General features: G+C 66.6%; 19 protein-coding genes. 8 read left to right on the forward strand and 11 right to left on the reverse strand.

The window, feature by feature from the left end; all coding sequences use genetic code 11:
• Window positions 1-3 precede the first annotated feature (3 nt).
• The 6 genes from CDA09_RS12775 to ppx form a co-directional block, all read right to left on the reverse strand.
• Window positions 4-807 (reverse strand): enoyl-CoA hydratase, encoded by an 804-nt coding sequence (locus CDA09_RS12775; protein WP_121429052.1) that lies wholly within the window; start codon window positions 805-807, stop codon window positions 4-6.
• Window positions 808-899: 92 nt separating this feature from the next.
• Window positions 900-1,526 carry an ABC-type transport auxiliary lipoprotein family protein gene (locus tag CDA09_RS12780; RefSeq protein WP_164844413.1) on the reverse strand — a complete coding sequence of 209 codons (627 nt, stop codon included), beginning with the start codon at window positions 1,524-1,526 and terminating at the stop codon, window positions 900-902.
• A gap of 17 nt (window positions 1,527-1,543) precedes the next feature.
• Window positions 1,544-2,497, reverse strand: a complete 954-nt coding sequence (locus CDA09_RS12785; RefSeq protein WP_121429054.1) for an MlaD family protein — start codon at window positions 2,495-2,497, stop codon at window positions 1,544-1,546.
• A complete protein-coding gene (locus CDA09_RS12790) occupies window positions 2,497-3,276 on the reverse strand; it encodes an ABC transporter ATP-binding protein (protein WP_121429055.1) in 780 nt (259 codons plus the stop codon). The genes CDA09_RS12785 and CDA09_RS12790 overlap by 1 nt, the downstream gene beginning before the upstream one ends.
• A complete protein-coding gene (locus CDA09_RS12795) occupies window positions 3,273-4,382 on the reverse strand; it encodes an ABC transporter permease (protein WP_121429056.1) in 1,110 nt (369 codons plus the stop codon). Before CDA09_RS12795 ends, CDA09_RS12790 begins: the two co-directional genes overlap by 4 nt.
• A 7-nt stretch (window positions 4,383-4,389) precedes the next feature.
• Complete coding sequence (ppx, locus tag CDA09_RS12800; protein ID WP_121429057.1) at window positions 4,390-5,910, reverse strand: exopolyphosphatase; 1,521 nt, start codon at window positions 5,908-5,910, stop codon at window positions 4,390-4,392.
• A gap of 196 nt (window positions 5,911-6,106) precedes the next feature.
• Here ppx and ppk1 point away from each other — a divergent pair, with 196 nt between their 5' ends.
• Window positions 6,107-8,188 carry a polyphosphate kinase 1 gene (ppk1, locus tag CDA09_RS12805; RefSeq protein WP_121429058.1) on the forward strand — a complete coding sequence of 694 codons (2,082 nt, stop codon included), beginning with the start codon at window positions 6,107-6,109 and terminating at the stop codon, window positions 8,186-8,188.
• A 61-nt stretch (window positions 8,189-8,249) separates the two neighbouring features.
• On the opposite strand, the gene CDA09_RS12810 is transcribed toward ppk1, so the two are convergent.
• On the reverse strand, window positions 8,250-10,454 hold the full coding sequence (locus CDA09_RS12810) for a RelA/SpoT family protein (RefSeq protein ID WP_121429059.1): 2,205 nt from the start codon (window positions 10,452-10,454) through the stop codon (window positions 8,250-8,252).
• A gap of 101 nt (window positions 10,455-10,555) precedes the next feature.
• Between CDA09_RS12810 and CDA09_RS12815 the strand changes: the two genes are divergently transcribed.
• The 3 genes from CDA09_RS12815 (at window position 10,556) to CDA09_RS12825 (ending at window position 12,356) form a co-directional block, all read left to right on the forward strand.
• Window positions 10,556-10,747, forward strand: a complete 192-nt coding sequence (locus CDA09_RS12815; RefSeq protein WP_128106568.1) for a hypothetical protein — start codon at window positions 10,556-10,558, stop codon at window positions 10,745-10,747.
• Between the two features lie 4 nt (window positions 10,748-10,751).
• Window positions 10,752-11,567: a M90 family metallopeptidase gene (locus CDA09_RS12820; protein ID WP_121429061.1), complete on the forward strand. Its 816-nt coding sequence runs from the start codon at window positions 10,752-10,754 to the stop codon at window positions 11,565-11,567.
• Window positions 11,568-11,915: 348 nt separating this feature from the next.
• Window positions 11,916-12,356, forward strand: a complete 441-nt coding sequence (locus tag CDA09_RS12825; RefSeq protein ID WP_121429062.1) for a host attachment protein — start codon at window positions 11,916-11,918, stop codon at window positions 12,354-12,356.
• Window positions 12,357-12,479: 123 nt separating this feature from the next.
• Here the strand turns inward: CDA09_RS12825 and CDA09_RS12830 are convergent, their stop codons facing one another.
• The 4 genes from CDA09_RS12830 to ispD form a co-directional block, all read right to left on the reverse strand.
• The gene (locus CDA09_RS12830) at window positions 12,480-12,965 is read right to left on the reverse strand and encodes an aminoacyl-tRNA deacylase (RefSeq protein ID WP_121429063.1); all 486 of its coding nucleotides are present in this window, start codon (window positions 12,963-12,965) and stop codon (window positions 12,480-12,482) included.
• A gap of 184 nt (window positions 12,966-13,149) precedes the next feature.
• The gene (gene thpR / locus CDA09_RS12835) at window positions 13,150-13,680 is read right to left on the reverse strand and encodes an RNA 2',3'-cyclic phosphodiesterase (RefSeq protein ID WP_286164116.1); all 531 of its coding nucleotides are present in this window, start codon (window positions 13,678-13,680) and stop codon (window positions 13,150-13,152) included.
• A gap of 25 nt (window positions 13,681-13,705) precedes the next feature.
• Entirely contained in the window at window positions 13,706-14,203 is a 498-nt protein-coding gene (gene ispF / locus CDA09_RS12840) for a 2-C-methyl-D-erythritol 2,4-cyclodiphosphate synthase (RefSeq protein ID WP_121429065.1), read from the reverse strand.
• A gap of 1 nt (window position 14,204) precedes the next feature.
• Window positions 14,205-14,909 carry a 2-C-methyl-D-erythritol 4-phosphate cytidylyltransferase gene (ispD, locus tag CDA09_RS12845; RefSeq protein ID WP_174718439.1) on the reverse strand — a complete coding sequence of 235 codons (705 nt, stop codon included), beginning with the start codon at window positions 14,907-14,909 and terminating at the stop codon, window positions 14,205-14,207.
• A 152-nt stretch (window positions 14,910-15,061) separates the two neighbouring features.
• Here ispD and CDA09_RS12850 point away from each other — a divergent pair, with 152 nt between their 5' ends.
• From CDA09_RS12850 to amrS, 4 genes are read left to right on the forward strand one after another with little or no spacing between them, the layout of a single operon-like run.
• Window positions 15,062-16,333 carry an MgtC/SapB family protein gene (locus CDA09_RS12850; protein ID WP_121429066.1) on the forward strand — a complete coding sequence of 424 codons (1,272 nt, stop codon included), beginning with the start codon at window positions 15,062-15,064 and terminating at the stop codon, window positions 16,331-16,333.
• Window positions 16,334-16,391: 58 nt separating this feature from the next.
• Entirely contained in the window at window positions 16,392-17,219 is an 828-nt protein-coding gene (amrB, locus tag CDA09_RS12855) for an AmmeMemoRadiSam system protein B (protein ID WP_121429067.1), read from the forward strand.
• The gene (amrA, locus tag CDA09_RS12860) at window positions 17,197-17,754 is read left to right on the forward strand and encodes an AmmeMemoRadiSam system protein A (protein ID WP_121429068.1); all 558 of its coding nucleotides are present in this window, start codon (window positions 17,197-17,199) and stop codon (window positions 17,752-17,754) included. Before amrB ends, amrA begins: the two co-directional genes overlap by 23 nt.
• Window position 17,755: 1 nt before the next feature.
• The gene (gene amrS, locus CDA09_RS12865) at window positions 17,756-18,844 is read left to right on the forward strand and encodes an AmmeMemoRadiSam system radical SAM enzyme (protein WP_121429069.1); all 1,089 of its coding nucleotides are present in this window, start codon (window positions 17,756-17,758) and stop codon (window positions 18,842-18,844) included.
• Window positions 18,845-18,847: the final 3 nt, after the last annotated feature.

Genomic DNA, 18,847 nt, shown 5'->3' on the forward strand with positions numbered 1-18,847 from the left:
CGCTCAGCGGCCGCGCCACTCCGGCTTGCGCTTGGCGATGAAGGCGTCGATGCCCTCGGCGGCGTCCTCGCTCATCATGTTGCACGCCATCGTCTCCGCGGCCATCTGGTACGCGGCCTCCATGCCCATCTCGAGCTGGCGGTAGAACATCTGCTTGCCCATGCGGATCGCGAGTGGCGACTTGGCGCAGATGGCGGCGGCGAGCTTCGCGATTTCGGCGTCGAGCGCATCGAGCGGCACGACCCGATTCACGAGCCCGCGGCGCTGCGCTTCCGCGGCGTCGATGAAATCGCCGGTGACGAGCATCTCGAACGCTTCCTTGCGTCCCATGTTGCGCGACAGTCCCACGCTCGGGGTCGCGCAGAAGAGGCCGACATTGATGCCGGAAACCGCAAAACGCGCCACGTCCGCGGCGACGGCGAGGTCGCACATCGACACCAGCTGGCAGCCGGCCGCAGTCGCGATGCCGTGGACACGGGCGATGACGGGCTGCGGCAGCTCGGTGAGCTTGACCATGAACTTGCCGCAGAGGCGGAAGAGGTCCTGCTGGAACTGCAGGGTGTGGTTGCCGCGCATTTCCTTCAGATCGTGCCCGGCGCAGAAGGCCTTGCCCTCGCCTGCCAGCACCAGGACGCGCACGCTGCCGTCGCGGGCGATCGTGTCGACCTCGGCGATCAGTGCTTCGAGCATCGCGCGCGAGAGGGAGTTGAACTGTCCGGGACGGTTGAGGGTGAGCCAGGCCACGCCCCCTTCGTCGCGGCGCAGCAGGAGCGGTGCGTTGTCTGACTGCCGAGGCAATGCGCTCATGGTCTTGTCTCCCGGGATCGTTCTGTAAGTGCTGGAAATCCGATTTTGCCCCATCCGCGCGGCGAGCGGATTTCGGCAAGCAGCCCGACGGCCTAGCGACGGCAGCCCGAGCGCACCTCGGCCGCGCCCGAATCGACGCTGGCGAGCCAGGCCGCAATTTCCCGCGCCAGCTCATCGCCCGCCTTGCGGAAGGCAACGACGCCGCCCCTCGCGTCCCGCGTGGACGCGGGCTCGCGCAGGTCGAACGCCCGCCGCGCCAGCACATTCTCCCCGCGCGGCGACAGGAGCTCGGCGCGTGCGACGATGACGGCCCTGCTCCCTTCTGCCGAGTCGAACACCTGCGCAAACTCGTCGAGATCCAGGCGCAGGCGGCATCCGGCTGCGGCTGACGGTGGCACGGAAAAAGCCTGCAGCAGGCGCCGCTCCAGCAGCTCCGCAGGCGCCGCCGCCCAGCGGCTTTCGGCATAAACCTGGCGCTGGGCCGGCTGGCGATAGTCCAGTCGATACTGCATCGCCGGGGTCGCGAGCCAGGACGGCGCACGAACTTCCAGCTTCGCCGGCGCAACCGCCGGACTCGCCCCAACCGCTTCGGCCAGCCCGAGATCGTACAAGGCGGGGGCTTCCGGCCGCGCCGGAAAATTACCGCATCCATACAGGGAAAGGCCGAGTCCGAGGATGAAAACGGCTCCTGCTGCCCGCCTCCAGGCGCGAAGTTTCATGTGGCTCTCGTGAAGATTCATTTTGCCGGATGCGCTGTTTCCTCGAACCCCGGTTCGCCCGGACCAGGCGGTGCAGGCGGGCGTCCGAGGAGCAGCATTTGCGGGGAGGCATCGACTTCCGCAGCAAGGAGCCCGATGCGCTGCGACGTTCCCTTCAGTTCCTTGAGTAGCGCTTCGAGTTGCGGCAGGGTCTCGTCGGTGAGCCGTTCGCCGGTCGCCCCCGTGGCGGCATCGACACGCTCGGCCAGTCCCTGCAGCCTCGCCATCAGGGCCTTGAGTTCGCCGATGGCCGGCCCGGCATCGGCACTCGCGCGTTCGAGGTTCTGCACGGTGTTCGAAAGCCGGGCGAGGTTTTCGCGGTTCAGCGCCGCCCGGATGGACGCCAGCGTCCTCGGCGCGTCGGCAAAGGTCCGGTCGGCGCCTGCCGCCACCGACTCCAGCCGCTGCAGCGTGCTGCCGATCCGCCGGATGTTCTCGTCGGTGGCCAGCTCGCCGAGCTTGTCCGCCACGTGCTTGAGCTGACGCGCGGCATCGAGGGCCGTATCGGTGAGGCGTTCCATGGTCCCCGGATCGAGCTTCAGCCTTGGCGGCTCCTCGCCCTCGCCGACCAGCGGCGCCGGATCCTCGCCGCGATCATTGAGCTGAACGTAAGCCAGTCCCGTAACCCCCTGGTAGGCGAGCGTGGCCCGGGTTCCCCGCGTCAGCGGGATGTCGTTCCGCAACCGGATCACGACCAGGATCTTGCGCGGGTCGTCGGGGTCGATCGTGATATCGGACACTTTTCCCGCCGGGATGCCCCGGTAGCGCACCCTGGCCTCGAGGTTGAGGCCGGTGACATTGCCCGAAGATTCCAGGATGTAAGTGCGCTGGGAATCGCTGTCGTCCGAGAACCACCACAGGGACGCGATCAGCGCGGTCCCGAGGACGATGGCAAAGAGTCCGGCCGCGAGGGCGTGCGAACGATTCTCCATCAGCGCGCGCTTCCGGTCCGGGCGATCGACCGCAGCCCCAATGGCTTGCGGAAGAAACTCTCGACAAAGGGGTGGTCCAGTTCCATCGTTTCCTCGAGCGCGGCACAGCTGACGATCCGTCGATCGGAAAGTATGGCGATTTTCGTCGCCAGCGCGGCGAGCGTGTCGACATCATGACTCACGAGCACCACGGTCAATCCCAGTTGCCGCTGCAGGCTGCGGACGAGTTCCACGAACGCCAGGCTGCGATCCGGGTCGAGCCCCGCCGTGGGTTCGTCGAGCAGCAGCAGTTCGGGCTCCAGCGCGAGGGCACGCGCCAGGGCAACCCGCTTCACCATGCCGCCGGAGAGTTCCGCCGGCATCAGCAGGGCTGTCGAGGGCTCGAGTTCGACCATGGCGAGCTTGAGTGCGACCAGGTTGGCGATTTCGGCGTGAGTCGCGAGGCGCAGTTCCCGCAGCGGGAAGCCGATATTCTCGGCGACATTCAGCGCCGAGAAGAGCGCGCCGTGCTGGAACAGGACGCCGAAGCGGCGGCGGCGCGTGCGTTGTTCCTTGATACTGCCGGAAAACAGCGGAGCGCCGAAGACCGACACTTCCCCCGCGGCCGGACGCGTGAGGCCGATGATGTGGCGCAGGAGCGTCGTTTTGCCGCTGCCCGAGCCGCCCACCAGCGCGACGACCTCGCCCCGCGCCACGGTGAGATCGACGCCCTCGTGCACCACCTTCGTACCGAAACGCGTGACGATGCCGCGCAGTTCGATCACCGGTCTGGCGTTCACCGCGGCACCCCGATCGAGCGCGTGGCGATCGCGAACAAGGCATCGACAAGGATCACGACGGTGATCGAGGAGACGACCGAGGCGGTCGTATTCGCCGACAGGCTCTCCGTGTTCGGACTGGTGCGCAGCCCGAAATGGCAGGCAACGAGCGCGATCATCAGCCCGAACGCGGCGCCCTTGCCGAAGCCGATGAAGAGGTTGGCGAGCGGCACCACCTGCGGCAGGCGCTCGATGAAGAAAGTCATGCCGAGATCGAGCTGGAGCCACGCCGACAGCATGCCGCCGAGGAGCGCGACCCCCGACGTCCACAACACCAGCAGCGGCATGGCCAGGGTCAGCGCGATCACCTTCGGCAGCACGAGCCGGATCGTGCGCGAGATGCCCATCGCCGACAGCGCGTCGATTTCCTCTGTCACCCGCATCACGCCCAGTTGCGCCGTCATGGCCGACCCGGAGCGCCCGGCGACCAGCACCGATACGAGCACCGGCCCCAACTCGCGGATGATGCCCAGCCCAAGGATGTTGACGATGTAGAGATCCGCCCCGAAGGCGCGCAGCTGAAGGGCCGACAGGTAGGACAGCACGACGCCGATGAGGAAGCCCACCAGCGCCGCGACCGGCATCGCCTTCAGGCCGACTTTGTAGACGTTGGCCGAGATCTCGCGCAGTGGCCACTCGCGCGGGTGGCGCGTCAGATAGGCGAGATCGAGGAAGAGCTGTCCGAACAGACGGATGAAGCCGAGCGCATGCCCCCCGAATGCCAGCAGGGCGCTGCCGAGCGCGATGATCGCGCCGAGCGCGCTGAATCCCGGCCGCCGCGGCAGGCTTGCATGCGCGTTTTCGGCGATTCGCGCGATGATCGCGCGCAGTTCGTCGCCGATCTCGACAGACGCCGGCCAGCGCTTTCCCCACGCATGCCACAGCAGCGCCGCCCCGAAGCTATCGAGCCGCGAGATGTCCTGCAGCGACCACGTGACTTCGTCGCGTCTGGCCGCCAGTTCCGCGCGGAAGGCGTCGAGGTGCGGCGCGAGGGCCCGCAGGGTCCAGTCTCCCTGTAGCCGCACCACCCGCATTGCCGGATCGGCGACGATGCCGGGGCTGCGCATCGCGTCCTCAGGCCGCGAGCGTACGACCGGGATGCATGTGCAGGACGAGGCTGCGGCCGACCGAGAACCATTGCCGCTGTTCTTCGTCGATCGCAGCCGCCGTAAGCGGCAATTGCTTGAGCCAGCCTTCGCGGGCGGTCACGACAAAACCGCGGCCATCGCACCGGATCTCGACCGGGGGGACGCCGCGGCCGTCGCGCGCGCGATGCAGGACGGCGGCCAGCCGCAAGCACAGGATCAGCTGCCAGTCGGGGCTGTCCGGATCGAGTGCCGCGACCCGCTCGAGCTTGCCGCGATGAGCGAGCACGAGGCGCGCGAGCCGCCCCTGGTCCATGCGCGAGAAACCCGGCATGTCGGCGTTCGCGAGAATGTAGGCGCTGTGCTTGTGGTAGCTGGAGTGGGCGACGGAAATGCCGATCTCGTGCAGCATGGCGGCCCAGCGCAGGAAGCGCAGGTCGGGATGCTGGCCGTTGCCGTTGCCGCTGTTGTTCGCACTTTCGGGAACGAGGCCCGCGAACAGGTGCGCCGCGGTGTTCGCGACTTCGTCGGCCTGCCGGCGATCGACACTGTAACGCGCGACGAATGCCGATACGGTCGCATCGCGCAGGTCGTGGTGATGGTACCGCCCCAGGAGGTCGTACAGCACGCCCAGCCGCAACGCACCCTCCGAAAACACCATGCGCTCGATGCCGAATTCCTTGAATACGGCGGACATGATCGCAAATCCGCCCAGAAGAACGGGCAGGCGGTCCGCCCTGAGCCCGGCGAGCTGGAGGCGGTCGAGACTCCCGGCACGCAACAGCACGGCCTTGAGGCGCTCCAGACCCTCGCGGGTGATGCCGCCCTCCGACAGGCCGTTCTGCTCCAGGATCTCGATCAGCGCCTTGGCCGAGCCGCTGGAGCCCACCGCCACTTCCCAGCCGGCCTCGCGGTAGGCGTGCGCAATCGTCTGCAGTTCCCGGCTGGCTGCCATCTCGGCATCCTTGAGGGCGCGCTTGTCGACCCGCCCGTCGGGAAAGTGCTGGAGGCTGTAGCTGACGCAACCCATGTACAGCGATTCGAGGAGGATGGGTTCGAAGCTCTTGCCAATAATGAATTCGGTCGAACCGCCGCCGATGTCGACCACCAGCTGTTGGCGGTGCGGATCCGGCAAGGTGTGCGCGACGCCGACGTAGATGAGTCGTGCCTCCTCGCGCCCGGCAATGACTTCGATCGGAACGCCGAGCGCGGCCTCGGCCTGTACCAGGAACTCGGGCGCATTCTTTGCGACCCGCAGGGTGTTCGTCGCCACGGCACGCACGGAATCGTTGTCGAACCCGCGCAGGCGCTCGTTAAAACGCAGCAGCGCCGCGAGGCCGCGCTGCTGCGATGCAACATCCAACACCTTGGCGGGGGACAAGCCCGCTGCCAGGCGCACCGCCTCCTTCAGCCCGTCGAGCGGATAGATCTGGTCGTTCACGATCCTGCCGACCTGCAGCCGGAAACTGTTGGAACCGAGATCGATCGCGGCGATCAGCTCTTGCATCATGGTTTTGGGTTCGGGGCGACGGCGGGGGTGCAATGCGCGGGATTCTATCATCCCGCCGGAGGATGGTTTTCGGCGGCGACGGCTTTTACGTCGATGCTGCGGCGCACACGGACACCGGGAACACTTCACGCCGTCATGTTTTCGCAACACGAATGTCACATAATCGCATGAACGATCCCCTCCCCGCGCCCTTCCCATGCACAGGCCAGCCCGTCAGCAGCAGTTTCCGACCGACCACTTCATCAATCGCGAGTTGTCCCTGCTGCAATTCCAGCGCAGGGTATTGGCACAGGCCGCCGACAAATCAGTCCCGCTGCTCGAGCGGCTGCGTTTCCTGTGCATCGTGTCCAGCAACCTCGACGAGTTCTTCGAGATCCGCGTGTCCGGGATCAAGGAGCAGATCCGGCTCGGCAGCGGCAGCCCGGGCACCGATGGGCTGACGCCGGGCGACCTCCTCGACCGGGTCAGCCTGGAAGTCCATGCGCTGATCGCCGAGCAGTACGCGCTGTTGAACGAGGATATCCTGCCGGCGCTGGAAGCCGAAGGCATCGTCTTCCTGCGCCGCAGCGTGTGGAGCGAGGCCCAGCGCGCCTGGGTGCGCGACTATTTCCTGCGCGAGGTGATGCCCGTGCTGACGCCGATCGGGCTGGACCAGGCGCATCCGTTTCCGCGCGTGCTCAACAAGAGCCTGAACTTCGCCGTCGAACTCGAAGGCCTGGATGCCTTCGGGCGCGACTCCGGGGCCGCCATCGTGCAGGCCCCGCGCGCCCTGCCCCGCGTGATCCGCCTGCCGCGGGAAATCTGCGAGCACGAGTACAGCTTCGTGTTCCTGTCCTCGGTCCTGCGCTGCCACGTCGGCGAACTCTTCTCGGGCATGCACGTCCACGGCTGCTACCAGTTTCGCGTGACCCGCAATTCCGACCTGTTCGTGGACGAGGAAGAGGTGAAGGATCTGCGCGCGTCGTTGAAGGGTGAATTGCAGCAACGGCATTTCGGCGATGCCGTGCGGCTCGAGATCGCCGACAACTGCTCGGAGGAAATGGCCGCCTTCCTCGTGCAGCATTTCCGCCTGACGCCGAAGGACGTGTACCGCACACCGGGTATCGTGAATCTGGTTCGCCTGATGCAGGTGACGGACTGGGTGAATCGGCCCGAGCTGAACTACCCGCCCTTCCAGCCGCGCCTGCCGAGAACGTTCGACCAGCGCCTGGAGATCTTCGATGCCATCCGGCGCCAGGACATCCTGCTGCACCACCCGTTCCAGAGTTTCAGTCCGGTGATCGAACTGCTGCGCGCGGCGGCCGACGACCCGCAAGTGCTGGCGATCAAGATGACCGTGTATCGGACGGGGACCGACTCCGTGCTCATGGAGCACCTCGTGCGGGCAGCGCAAAAAGGCACGGAAGTGACGGTCGTGCTGGAACTGCGCGCGCGCTTCGACGAAGAAGCCAACATCAACTGGGCGAACAAGCTCGAAGAGGTCGGCGCCCACGTGGTGTACGGCGTCTTCGGTTACAAGACCCATGCGAAGCTGCTGATGCTGGTACGGCGCGAGGACGGGGGGTTGCGCCGCTACGTGCATATGGGCACGGGCAACTACCATCCGCGCACGACGCACTTCTACACCGATTTCGGCCTCCTCACCTGCAACGAGGAGATCGGGCAGGACGTCGCCGAAGTGTTCAAGCAGCTGACCGGCCTCGGCAAGGCATCCACGCTCAAGCACCTCTGGCAGGCGCCCTTTTCGCTCCAGGGCAACGTGATCGCCGCGATCGAGGCCGAAGCGGCGATCGCGCGCAGCGGCGGACGCGCGCACATCATCGCCAAGATGAACGCGCTCCTCGAACCGGAAACCATCGAAGCCCTCTATGCGGCCTCCCGGGCGGGCGTCGAGATCGAGCTCATCGTGCGCGGACCGTGCGCGCTGCGGCCAGGCGTTCCCGGCCTGTCCGAAAACATCCACGTACGCTCCATCGTCGGCCGCTTCCTCGAGCACCATCGCATCTTCTATTTCAGTGCCGGCGGCGAGGACAAGGTCTATCTGTCGAGCGCGGACTGGATGGACCGCAATTTCTTCGGTCGGATCGAGATCGCTTTCCCCGTGCTCGACCAGCGGCTGAAGCGGCGCGTGATCAAGGAAGGCCTGCGCGCCTACCTCGGCGACAACTGCCAAGCGTGGGAGATGCTGGAGGATGGCCGCTACCGCCGCAAGACGCCGCGCGGCGTGCACCGCTCGGCGCAGACCATCCTGCTTGCCGACTTGGCACGGGGACACTGAGGCGTCCGCGCCCGGGCGCGGCTTCGCCTGAAAGCCGGCGCCCCGCCGTCAGGCGCGCGGCCTACTTGCGCTTCACGTCCAGCACGTCCCGCACCTCACCGATCAGCGTGATCGCGCGCTGCACCTGCGCAACCCCGCTCACTTCCATCGTGAAGCGCATGAACGCCGTGCCCTTCTTCGTCAGCGTATTCACGGCAACGACATTGAGTTTCTCGCGCGACAGGACCTCGGAGATGTCGCGCAGCAGACCCTGCCGGTCGGCCGCCTGGACCGCGATGTCGACCGGAAAGACCGACTCGCGGCTGTTGAAGGCCTTCTCGCCCCATTCGGCCTGGATCACCCGCTCCGGGTGAGTCTGCACGAGGCGCTGGAAATCCGGGCAGTCGATGCGGTGGATCGACACGCCACGCCCGCGGGTGACGAAACCTTCGATGGCATCGGGCGGCGCCGGCTTGCAGCAGCGTCCGAGCGAGGTCATCAGCTTTCCGACGCCGACGACGAGCACCTTGTCGTTCGAATCGTCCGCGTGGCGGCGGCCGATGACGATCTCCGGCTCCGCGGCCGGCGCTTCCGGGGCCTCGCCTTCGCGCAGAGCCATCTGCACGGCGCGCACGCCCACTTCGCCCCGGCCTGCCGCGAGGAACATCGATTCGGCGTTCTTGAACCCCAGCTTGCCGGCCAGCTCGTCGATGTTCGCGCGCGACTGGCGCTCGCGCTGCAGTTCGCGCGTGACGAAAGTGCGCCCGCGGGCGAGGAGCTCTTCCTCTTCCTGCTGGCTGAAGTATTGCCTGATCTTGTTGCGCGCACGGCTGGTGGCGACGTAGCTCTGTACCGGATTCAGCCAGTCGCGCGACGGGCCGCCCTCCTTGACGACGTTGATTTCGACCGTCTGCCCGTTTTCCAGCTGCGTGTTGAGCGGAACGAGGTGCCCGTCGACCTTGGCGCCGCGGCAGCGGTGGCCGAGATCGGTGTGCAGGCGGTAGGCGAAATCGATCGGCGTCGCGCCGCGCGGCAGATCGACGACCTTGCCCTGCGGTGTCAGCACGTAGATCGCGTCGTCGAGCGATGCGCGCTTGAACTTCTCGACCCATTCCGCGGAGTCGGTGACTTCGTCGCGCCACGACAGCAGGCTGCGCAGCAGGGCGATCTTCTCGTCGTAGTCGCTGCCGTGGCCCTTGGTGCCTTCCTTGTAGCGCCAGTGCGCGGCCACGCCGAGCTCCGCGTGGCGGTGCATTTCGTGCGTGCGGATCTGCACTTCCAGCGCGCGCCCGTCCCCCGCCAGCACCGCGGTATGCAAGGACTGGTAGTTGTTGCCCTTGGGGTTCGTGATGTAATCGTCGAACTCCTGGCCGATCGGCTGCCACAACTGGTTCACGATGCCGAGCACCGTGTAGCAGTCGCGCACGTCGTCGACGAGCACCCGCAGCGCACGGATGTCGTACACCTGCGAGAAGTCGAGGTGCTTGGCGCGCATCTTGTTGTAGATGCTGTAGATGTGCTTCGGCCGGCCGTAGACCTCGGCCTCGATGCCGACCGCAGCGATCTCCTTCTGCAGCCGCTCGATCGAGGCCTGGATGAATTCCTCGCGCTCGACGCGGCGCTCGTCGAGCATCTTCGCGATGCGCTTGTAGGTGTCCGGCTCGAGGAAGCGGAAGGACAGGTCCTCGAGTTCCCACTTGAGCTGCCACACCCCGAGACGGTTGGCCAGCGGCGCGTAGATGTCCAGGCTCTCGCGCGCGATATCGACGCGCACGTCCACCTTGTGCTCGGTGAAGTAGCGTAGCGTCTGGGTGCGCGACGCGAGCCGCAGCAGCACGACGCGGATGTCCTCGACCATCGCGAGCAGCATCTTGCGCAGGACTTCGGTCTGGGCACGGATCTCGGGCGCCGTGGCGGTCGCGGTCATGCGGGTGAGCAGGCGCAGTCCGTTGAGACGGCACAGTCCGTCAACGAGCCTGGCCGCGGGATCGCCGAACTTTTCGGCGATCCTCTCCGTGGCCTCCTCGATGTAATCCCCGACTGCAAACAGGATCGCCGCGACCCGCGTCTCGACGTCCAGGCGCAGCGAAGCGACGATCAGCGCCATGCCGATCGCGTGGGTCCAGACCGATTCGCCCGTGCCGAGGAAGTGCCCTTCATAGACCCCCTCGGCAAGCGCAACGGCGTCGACGATGGCCGCGCGCTCCTCGGCGCTCAACCCTTCGGCGAGCAGGTCGATGGGGGCCGCGGATTCAGACTGGGAGATGGCGTGGGTAACGGAAACCATGTGCGGATTATCCCATACGGCCAGCCGATCACGGCATGCACCACGCCACAGCGGCCCCGTGTGAGATCATCTGGCCCGACAGATGCGTCCCGTTCGCGCCCATGATGAAAAAAGAGTTCACCACCCCCTGCGTCCTGCTCCCCCTCACCGTCAGGGTGCTCTTCGGCATCGAAGGCGACAACGCCTTCACCGGCGTCACGCTCCGCCCCACGACCGCGAGGGGTGCAGCACTCCTCAACTCCTTCAACCCGATGGCGGCAATCGGGCGTCGCCCCCACGGGCCCGGGCGCTGACGACATGTTCGGCATTCTCGAGCGGTTTCGACGGTGGCGCCGGCAGCGGCGCACCGACGCCGTACCGATTTCCGGCGAGATGTGGGCGCACGCGGAAGCGCACCTGCCCTTTCTCGACTACCTCGAACCCGATCAACGCCACCGCCTGCGCGAACTGGCACGCGCCTTCATCGCCGAAAAGCAGTTCTACGGCGCCCAGGGTTTCGCGCTCAGCGACGAGGTCATCGTCACGATCGCCCTGCAGGCCTGCCTGCCGGTGCTGCGCGTCGGGCTGCGCGCGTACCGCGGCTGGGTCGGCGTGATCGTCTATCCGGGCGATTTCGTCATACCGCGCAAGGTGATGGACGAGACCGGCGTCGTCCATGAGTACGACGACGAAGTCCTCGGCGAAGCCTGGGAGGGCGGGCCCGTACTCGTTTCGTGGCACGACGAGGCCGACGCGCCCGAAGGTGTGAACGTGGTGGTCCACGAATTCGCCCACAAGCTGGACATGGAGAACGGCGAGGTCGACGGTCTGCCGCTGCTCCCTCCCGGCATGCCGCGCAAGGCCTGGGCCGAAGCCTTCTCGAGCGGCTACGAGCGCTTCTGCGCGCAGGTCGATGCGGGCGTGGAAACAGCCCTCGACCCCTATGGGTCCGAAAGCCCGGGCGAGTTCTTCGCCGTGGCCTCCGAGGCGTTCTTCGAGGCGCCCTGCGCGCTCGAAGAGGATTTTCCCGCGATCTACGAGCAGCTGCGGGCCTTTTACGGCGCCGATCCGGCCGAAGGCGAGCGGCGCCTCTACGGCGAACCGCCGCGGGGCGCGACCATCGAAGCGCCCTGAGCGGACGCAAACGCTGGAAGACCGTCGCGGAACCGGCGCATCCCCCAGCCTGGCGAGGATCCCGGAAAGCCTTCGCGCGCGGCCCTGCGCCGGGAAATCTTCGGAACATCCGGGCACCTCTCCCCGCACGAAGATTGTTTTGCACGAATATGCCTGTAGGATTATCCGGCGTATGCAAAATAGCCGGGATTTCCTTTGAATCCGCACCAGGCAAGGCTTTCCGGAATCGCTGAAAAACCTGCAGACGAAATCCGATTGCGATTCCCGGATGGCAGGTCTAAGCTGGAATCGCTGCATCCGAAGGCGCAGCCTGCTGTTCGTTCGACTCAAATCCCGGAGGACGATTCAATGGCGATTACCTGGATTCTGGTTGCCAATGCCAGCCTGGCCAAACTCTATGCGCATCTTGGTCCCAACAAGGGCCTGACGCTGGTTAAGGAGCTGATCCACCCCGAAAGTCGACAGAAAAATTCTGACCTCGTAACCGATCGCGCCGGCGCCTCGCCCTCGGCAGGCAACGCTTCCGGCTCGAAACAGCCCCAGACGGCACCGAAGACGCACGAGGCCAAGGTATTTGCGCAGGAGATTGCACAGGAGCTGTACAAGGGACGGGCCTCGAACGCGTTCGGAAGGGCCATCGTCATTGCGCCCCCCTCATTCATGGGGATGCTCAACGCTGTGCTCGACAGTCCGACCGCACAGTTGATTACGGACCGCTTTGAAAAGGACTACACGAAGGAATCCGAACCGACGCTGCGAGAACGCCTCTCGTCGTGCCTGTTCGTCTGATACCGACCGATTCTTCAAGCGTCTCTCTTCAGGAGACGATGGGGCCGCGATGAGCGGCCCCGAAGAGCAGCGGGGCGCTTGGGCGCCCCGCTTTTTTTGTCGCGCCGGATATGCGGCAGCGGGTCAGTGATGCCACTGACGCCCGCTGAAGTGCAGCCGCTGGGCGTTCTCCATTTCCATCATGGTCATGAAGTCGCTGCGGCTCATCTGGATGATCTTCTCGTGGTCGCCGGACTCGAAATAGATCTCGTCCTGGTCGGCGAGGTTTTCCTCGACGATCATGCGCATGCCATAAACGGCTCCTAGCGGCGGAACTGCGCCGGCTTCGCAATCGGTGAACAGCCGCGACAGTTCCGGTTCGCTCGCCAGGCGCAGCTCACGGTGCATCGCCTTGCTCAGGATGCCCAGCTGCACGTGCTGGGTCGACGGCAGCACCGCCATCAGATAGCCGTGGTCGTCTTCGAGCACGACCGACTTGGCGAGGCTGCCCGCCGGGACGCGCGCGAGGTGCGCCGTATCCAGGCTGTTCCGGGAGTGGGGATGGGCGAGCACGTCGTAGCGCAGGCCGTGCTCCATCATGAATTCGTTGACCTTCGACGGGATTGCCATGGCAGTTCTCCTGGTGTCACGTGCGGGCAATCCTTGCGGGTCGCCCTCAGCGAAAGAAATGGAATCCGGAAATCCTCCCTGCGGCGCCCCTTCGCGTTCGCCGACATTCCATTTTAGGCCGCAGCCCTCGACCTTGCGATCCCGGATCTGCCCGCGCCCCGGCGCAGCGTCTGCGTACGCCGCCTCAGCGTCCGCTCGCCCCGGCGGCGGGCCATGACTTCAGCACCGCGTAGTGCGCGCCATCCTGTGCGCGGTCGGACTCGATGAGCGCAAACGCGTGTACGGGCCATTCGATCGGGGGAGCGATCTCCGAGGCGGGCAGTTCTCCGCGCGCGTTGCGCAGCAGCGTGACGTGCGCAGAGAACTTTCGCGGCTCGACCGGAAAACCTGCATCGGCCAAAACGGCGTTGAGCTGTGACACCAGCGACTCCAGTTCGGGCGGCTGCACGCTCGCACCGGCCCACACGATATGGTTGTGCCGCCAGGCCGCAATGCGATCGAGGGCCAACGCGAACGGGGTGAAGGCGACCTTGTCCGCGCACGCGAGCAAGGCGTCGAGCCGCTCGCGCGGCATGTCGCCGATGAAGGCGAGGGTCAGGTGCAGGGTGTCGCGGCGCATGCGGCGGCCGCCTGTCGTTACATGGGCGCGCTCGCCTTCCTTGTGCAGCCGGCGTGCGATCGCGGGCCCGGGCCACAGGGCGAAGAACACCCGCATCCGCCGGGCCGCGGACGATGGGGGGTCAGGCGGCCGCGTCATCCCGCACGAGCAGTGCCACGACCTGGGCCGCGATGCCCTCGCCGCGACCGGTGAAGCCCAATTTCTCGGTGGTCTTCCCCTTGATATTGACCGCCGATGCCTCGATGTCGAGATCGGCCGCGATGTTGGCGACCATCGCCGGCGCGTGCGGAAGGATCCTGGGGGCGCGGCAGATCACCGTGGCGTCGACATTGACGACGGCGAAGCCCGCGCGCCGCACGGCGGCAAAAGCCTCGCGCAGCAGCACGCGGCTGTCTGCGCCGGCATGCCGCGGGTCGGTGTCGGGAAACAGCCGGCCGATGTCGCCGAGGCCCGCTGCACCGAGCAGCGCATCGGTCAGCGCGTGCAACAGCACGTCGGCGTCCGAATGCCCGAGCAGGCCGCGTTCGTAGGGAATGGTGACGCCGCCGACGATGAGCGGGCGGCCCGGCACCAGGGCGTGGACGTCGAAGCCCTGGCCGATGCGGAACGGAATCTTCATGTCAGCACGAGCCCCTGTTGTCGAGTATCCATTCGGCCAGGTGCAGGTCGAGCGGATAGGTAACCTTCAGATTGGTGGCGTCCCCCTCGACCAGGCGGGGCCGCAGGCCGGCGGCTTCGATCGCGCTGGCCTCGTCGGTGACGTTGGCGGCCGCCTCGAGCGCACGGCGCAGCATCACGTAGCGGAACATCTGCGGCGTCTGCGCCTGCCACAGGCTGTCGCGCGGAACGGTTTCGAGCACATGGCGGTGCGCGTCGGCACGCTTGAGCGTGTCCGCGACCGGAACCGCGAGCAGGCCGCCGACTTCGTCATGCGCAAGGTCGCGGATGAGCTTTTCGATATGCCAGCGCGCCAGGCACGGCCGCGCCGCATCATGCACCAGCACCCAGTCCGACTGCTCCGCCTCGTGCACGATCGCGCGCAGGCCGCCGAGCACGCTGTCCGCCCGCGTCGCGCCGCCGCAGAACAGCGGCACCAGTTTCGGACCGAGATCCGACCAGTCGTAACGCTTCCACTCGGCATCCCCCACGGAGAGCACGACGAAGACCTTGTCGATCTCGGGCGTCGCACACAGGACTTCAAGCGAGTGACGGATGAGCGGCTTGCCGAGCAGCTCGAGGTACTGCTTGGGCTGCGATGCGCCCATGCGGCTGCCGCTGCCTGCAGCCGGGACGATGGCGAAATGGCGGGGACGAAAGTTCTGCATGGCGCGGATTCTAACCGCGCGGCGGCGCACCTGGCGAAGCGAGGCGATCCACGTGCGCCCCGATGACAATTTGGAATACAGTGTGAAGCGGAAGAAGGCGTGAATCCGCGCCCCCGAGATCCGTGCGGCGCGCCCCGAAAGGAATGCACGACATGCCCTTTGCAAAACCGGTCGATCTCGCGCAGATCGAGGCTTTCCTGATCGCGCTCGGAATCGGCCTCCTGATCGGACTCGAACGCGAGCGGGTGGCGTCGGCGCGGGCCGGCGTGCGCACCTTCGGCCTGGTCGGCCTTCTCGGCGCCCTGGTCGGCATGCTCGGCGAGCACCTCGGCTCAATTGCCCCGGTCGTCGTCGGCATGGTCATTGTCGGGGCGATGCTCATCGGCGCCTACCTGCGCCATCCCGATCCCGTCGACCCTGGCACGACCTCCGTCGCGGCGATGCTGGTGTGCTACTGCCTGGGCGTCGCCGTGTGGCTCGGGCATGCGATGGTGGCCGTCATCCTGGCGGTCACGACGACCATCGTGCTCTACTTCAAGACCGAGCTGCGCGGCGTCGCCACCCGGCTGGAAGCGAAGGAATGGATCTCGATCTTCCAGTTCGCGGTGCTGTCGCTCGTCGTCCTCCCCTTCCTGCCCGACGAGACCTTCGACCCCTTCAACGCCATCAACCCGCGGCAGGTGTGGTGGATGGTGGTCCTGATCTCGGGCCTGAGTCTCGCGGGCTATGCCACCCTGCGCCTGATCGGAACCCGCTACGGCGCGGCCTTTGTCGGCATCGCCGGCGGACTTGCCTCGAGCACCGCGACAACCCTCGTCTATGCGCGTGAAGCGCGCGAGGAACCGCCCTCCGCCTCGATGGCCGCGCTCGTGATCGTGCTGGCGAACCTGGTCATGATGATCCGCGTGGCGGTGATCACGGCCGTGGTCGCCCCCGGCGTGGTCAAGTCGCTGGCCATGACGATCGCACCCGCCCTGTTCCTCGGCGCGATCAGCCTCTTCTGGTACTGGCGCGAACAGTCCAGCGGCCAGGCCTTCATGCCCGAAACCCGCAACCCGACCGAATTGCGGGCGGCGCTGGGATTCGGCGCGATCTATGCGGCGGTGCTCTTCGTCTCGGCGTGGCTGTCGGAGGTCGCGGGCTCGCAGGGGATCTACGTCCTCGCACTCGTCTCCGGGCTGACCGACATGGATGCCATCGCCCTGTCGAGCATGCGGCTCTTCAACCTCGGGAAACTGGCGCTCGACGTCACGGTGGTAGCCATCGGGCTGGCCATGATCTCGAATCTCGTCTTCAAGACCGGGATTGCCATGGTCATCGGCGGGCGCCCGCTCGGTCTCAAGATTCTTGGCGGCATGGGCGCCGTCGCGGTGGGGCTCGGCGGCGGGATCGCCTGGTACGCATTGTCCGCCGGGCGCCTATAATTCAGCAGTAAACGCTGAACCACGCATTCGGGTCGCCACCTTCCCCGAAAGGAGCTCCATGGCCACTGCTTCGATTCGCCCGGCTGCGGTCGCCGGATACTTTTATCCGGACGACCCCCAGGTGCTGCAAGCCCAGATCGGCGAGATGCTCTCGACCGCCGTGCCGCTCGAAGCGGTATCCGCTCCCAAGGCGCTCATCGTGCCGCATGCGGGTTATGTGTATTCCGGCCCGGTTGCCGCCAACGCTTACGCCACGGCGGCGACGCTGCGCGACGTGGTGCGGCGGGTGGTGCTGCTGGGGCCGGCCCATCGCGTTCCGGTCGCGTCCTTCGCCCTGCCGGCGGCGCAAGTGTTTTCGACGCCGCTCGGCCCCGTGCCGATCAGCCGCAAGGACTGGCTCACCCTGCAGCAACGTATCGACGTCGTCGTCGATGACCGCCCGCATGCGCTCGAGCATTGCCTGGAAGTTCAGCTGCCCTTCCTGCAGACCATCCTTGACGCCTTCGAACTCGTTCCGCTGCTGGTGGGCGGCGCGAGCGGCGAACAGGTCGCGGAGGTCCTCGACGACCTGTGGGGCGGACCGGAAACCCTGATCGTCATCAGTTCGGACCTTTCGCACTATCACCCGTACGCGCAGGCGTGCTGCACGGATCGCAGCTCGGTGGACCAGATCCTCAAGCTTCGCACCGGCCTCGACCACAATCAGGCGTGCGGTGCGACACCGATCAACGGGCTCCTGCGCGTCGCCGCCCGTCATGGCATCGAGCCGCATCTGCTCGACCTGCGCAATTCCGGCGACACGGCGGGCGACCGCGCGCGGGTCGTCGGATATACCAGCATCGCCTTCTGCGAATCGTCCAGCCATGCCGCTTCCGCCCGCCACTGAGCTCGGGGAGATCCTGCTCGCGCGCGCACGCCTCGCGATCGCCCACGAACTCGGCACGGAAGCCGCCGCGCCGGCGGACGATCCGCGACTCGCCGACCGCGGTGCGACCTTCGTGACCATCAAGCGCAACGGCGAACTGCGCGGTTGCATCGGCAGCGTGCGCCCGCAACGATCGCTCGGCGAAGATGTCGTAACCAATGCGGTGGCTGCCGCAACCAGGGACCCGCGATTTCCCCCGATGGCGCGCAGCGAACTCGGCAAGATCGAGATCGAGGTGTCGCTGCTGTCGCCGGCGGAATTCGTCGAGTTCTCCGGCGAGGATGAGCTGTTGGGCAAGCTGCGGCCCGGCATCGACGGCTTGGTACTGTTCTCCGGCTGTCGCAGCGCGACCTTCCTGCCGCAGGTGTGGGAGCAGCTCCCCGAGCCGCGAATGTTTCTCGCAGCCCTCAAGCAGAAGGCCGGACTTGCGCCGGACCGTCCCGCTCCGAACCTGATGGCGGCGACCTACACGGTGCAGAAGTGGAAGGAGCCGTGAGATGAACTACCCCGGGCGCTACTGGCATCGGCTCGACGACGGGCGCATCCAGTGCGACCTGTGTCCGCGCTACTGCCGGCTGCACGCGGACCAGCGTGGCGCCTGCTTCGTGCGCATGCGCGAGGGCGACGCGATCGTCCTCACGACCTACGGCAGGAGCTCCGGATTCTGCATCGACCCGATCGAGAAAAAGCCGCTCAACCACTTCTACCCCGGCACCAGCGTATTCTCGTTCGGCACGGCGGGCTGCAACCTCGCGTGCAAGTTCTGCCAGAACTGGGACATCTCCAAGTCCCGCGACATGGACCGCCTGATGGACGCAGCCGCGCCCGGCGAGATCGCGCGCACCGCCGCGGACTGGGGCTGCACCAGCGTCGCCTTCACCTACAACGACCCGGTGATCTTTGCCGAGTACGCGATCGACACCGCGAAGGCCTGCCACGAGCGCGGGCTGAAAGCCGTCGCCGTCACCGCCGGCTACATCACCGAAGTCGCGCGCCCCGACTTCTACGCGCACATGGATGCGGCGAACGTCGATCTCAAGGGATTCACCGACGAGTTCTATGTCAAGGAATGCGGCGCCCACCTGCAGCCGGTGCTCGACACGCTGAAATGGCTGGTGCACGAGAGCAAAGTGTGGGTCGAGATCACGACGCTGCTGATCCCGGGGCTCAACGATTCCGAGGACGAAGTCCGCGCGCTGTCGCAGTGGGTGGCGAAGGAGCTCGGCACCGAGGTGCCGCTGCACTTCACGGCCTTCCATCCCGATTTCAAGCTCACCGACGTCCCGCCGACCCCACCCGCGACGCTGACGCGCTCGCGCCGCATCGCGCTCGCCGAAGGGCTGAAGCACGTCTATACCGGCAACGTGCATGACCGCGAAGGCGGCGTGACCCGGTGCACGAACTGCGGTGCCGCACTCATCGAGCGCGACTGGTACGAGATCCTCGGCTACACCCTTGACGACCGCGGCGCGTGCCGCAACTGCGGGACGCCCCTCGCCGGCCGCTTCGGCCGCTTCTCGTCCGCTTTCGGTGCGCGCCGCGTACCGGTGGCGATCCACCGTCAGCCGGCGCGTGCAAGACCCTGATCC

It is taken from the genome of Azoarcus sp. DN11, from assembly GCF_003628555.1.
In the GTDB taxonomy this organism is placed as follows: domain Bacteria; phylum Pseudomonadota; class Gammaproteobacteria; order Burkholderiales; family Rhodocyclaceae; genus Aromatoleum.

Bases quoted from the DNA above. Each gene is read 5' to 3' on its own strand.
- CDA09_RS12775 (WP_121429052.1), bottom strand. From the start codon at position 807: ATGAGCGCATTGCCTCGGCAGTCAGACAACGCACCGCTCCTGCTGCGC.
- CDA09_RS12780 (WP_164844413.1), bottom strand. From the start codon at position 1,526: ATGAAACTTCGCGCCTGGAGGCGGGCAGCAGGAGCCGTTTTCATCCTC.
- CDA09_RS12785 (WP_121429054.1), bottom strand. From the start codon at position 2,497: ATGGAGAATCGTTCGCACGCCCTCGCGGCCGGACTCTTTGCCATCGTC.
- CDA09_RS12795 (WP_121429056.1), bottom strand. From the start codon at position 4,382: ATGCGCAGCCCCGGCATCGTCGCCGATCCGGCAATGCGGGTGGTGCGG.
- ppx (WP_121429057.1), bottom strand. From the start codon at position 5,910: ATGATGCAAGAGCTGATCGCCGCGATCGATCTCGGTTCCAACAGTTTC.
- ppk1 (WP_121429058.1), top strand. From the start codon at position 6,107: ATGCACAGGCCAGCCCGTCAGCAGCAGTTTCCGACCGACCACTTCATC.
- CDA09_RS12810 (WP_121429059.1), bottom strand. From the start codon at position 10,454: ATGGTTTCCGTTACCCACGCCATCTCCCAGTCTGAATCCGCGGCCCCC.
- CDA09_RS12815 (WP_128106568.1), top strand. From the start codon at position 10,556: ATGATGAAAAAAGAGTTCACCACCCCCTGCGTCCTGCTCCCCCTCACC.
- CDA09_RS12820 (WP_121429061.1), top strand. From the start codon at position 10,752: ATGTTCGGCATTCTCGAGCGGTTTCGACGGTGGCGCCGGCAGCGGCGC.
- CDA09_RS12825 (WP_121429062.1), top strand. From the start codon at position 11,916: ATGGCGATTACCTGGATTCTGGTTGCCAATGCCAGCCTGGCCAAACTC.
- CDA09_RS12830 (WP_121429063.1), bottom strand. From the start codon at position 12,965: ATGGCAATCCCGTCGAAGGTCAACGAATTCATGATGGAGCACGGCCTG.
- thpR (WP_286164116.1), bottom strand. From the start codon at position 13,680: ATGCGGGTGTTCTTCGCCCTGTGGCCCGGGCCCGCGATCGCACGCCGG.
- ispF (WP_121429065.1), bottom strand. From the start codon at position 14,203: ATGAAGATTCCGTTCCGCATCGGCCAGGGCTTCGACGTCCACGCCCTG.
- ispD (WP_174718439.1), bottom strand. From the start codon at position 14,909: ATGCAGAACTTTCGTCCCCGCCATTTCGCCATCGTCCCGGCTGCAGGC.
- CDA09_RS12850 (WP_121429066.1), top strand. From the start codon at position 15,062: ATGCCCTTTGCAAAACCGGTCGATCTCGCGCAGATCGAGGCTTTCCTG.
- amrB (WP_121429067.1), top strand. From the start codon at position 16,392: ATGGCCACTGCTTCGATTCGCCCGGCTGCGGTCGCCGGATACTTTTAT.
- amrA (WP_121429068.1), top strand. From the start codon at position 17,197: ATGCCGCTTCCGCCCGCCACTGAGCTCGGGGAGATCCTGCTCGCGCGC.
- amrS (WP_121429069.1), top strand. From the start codon at position 17,756: ATGAACTACCCCGGGCGCTACTGGCATCGGCTCGACGACGGGCGCATC.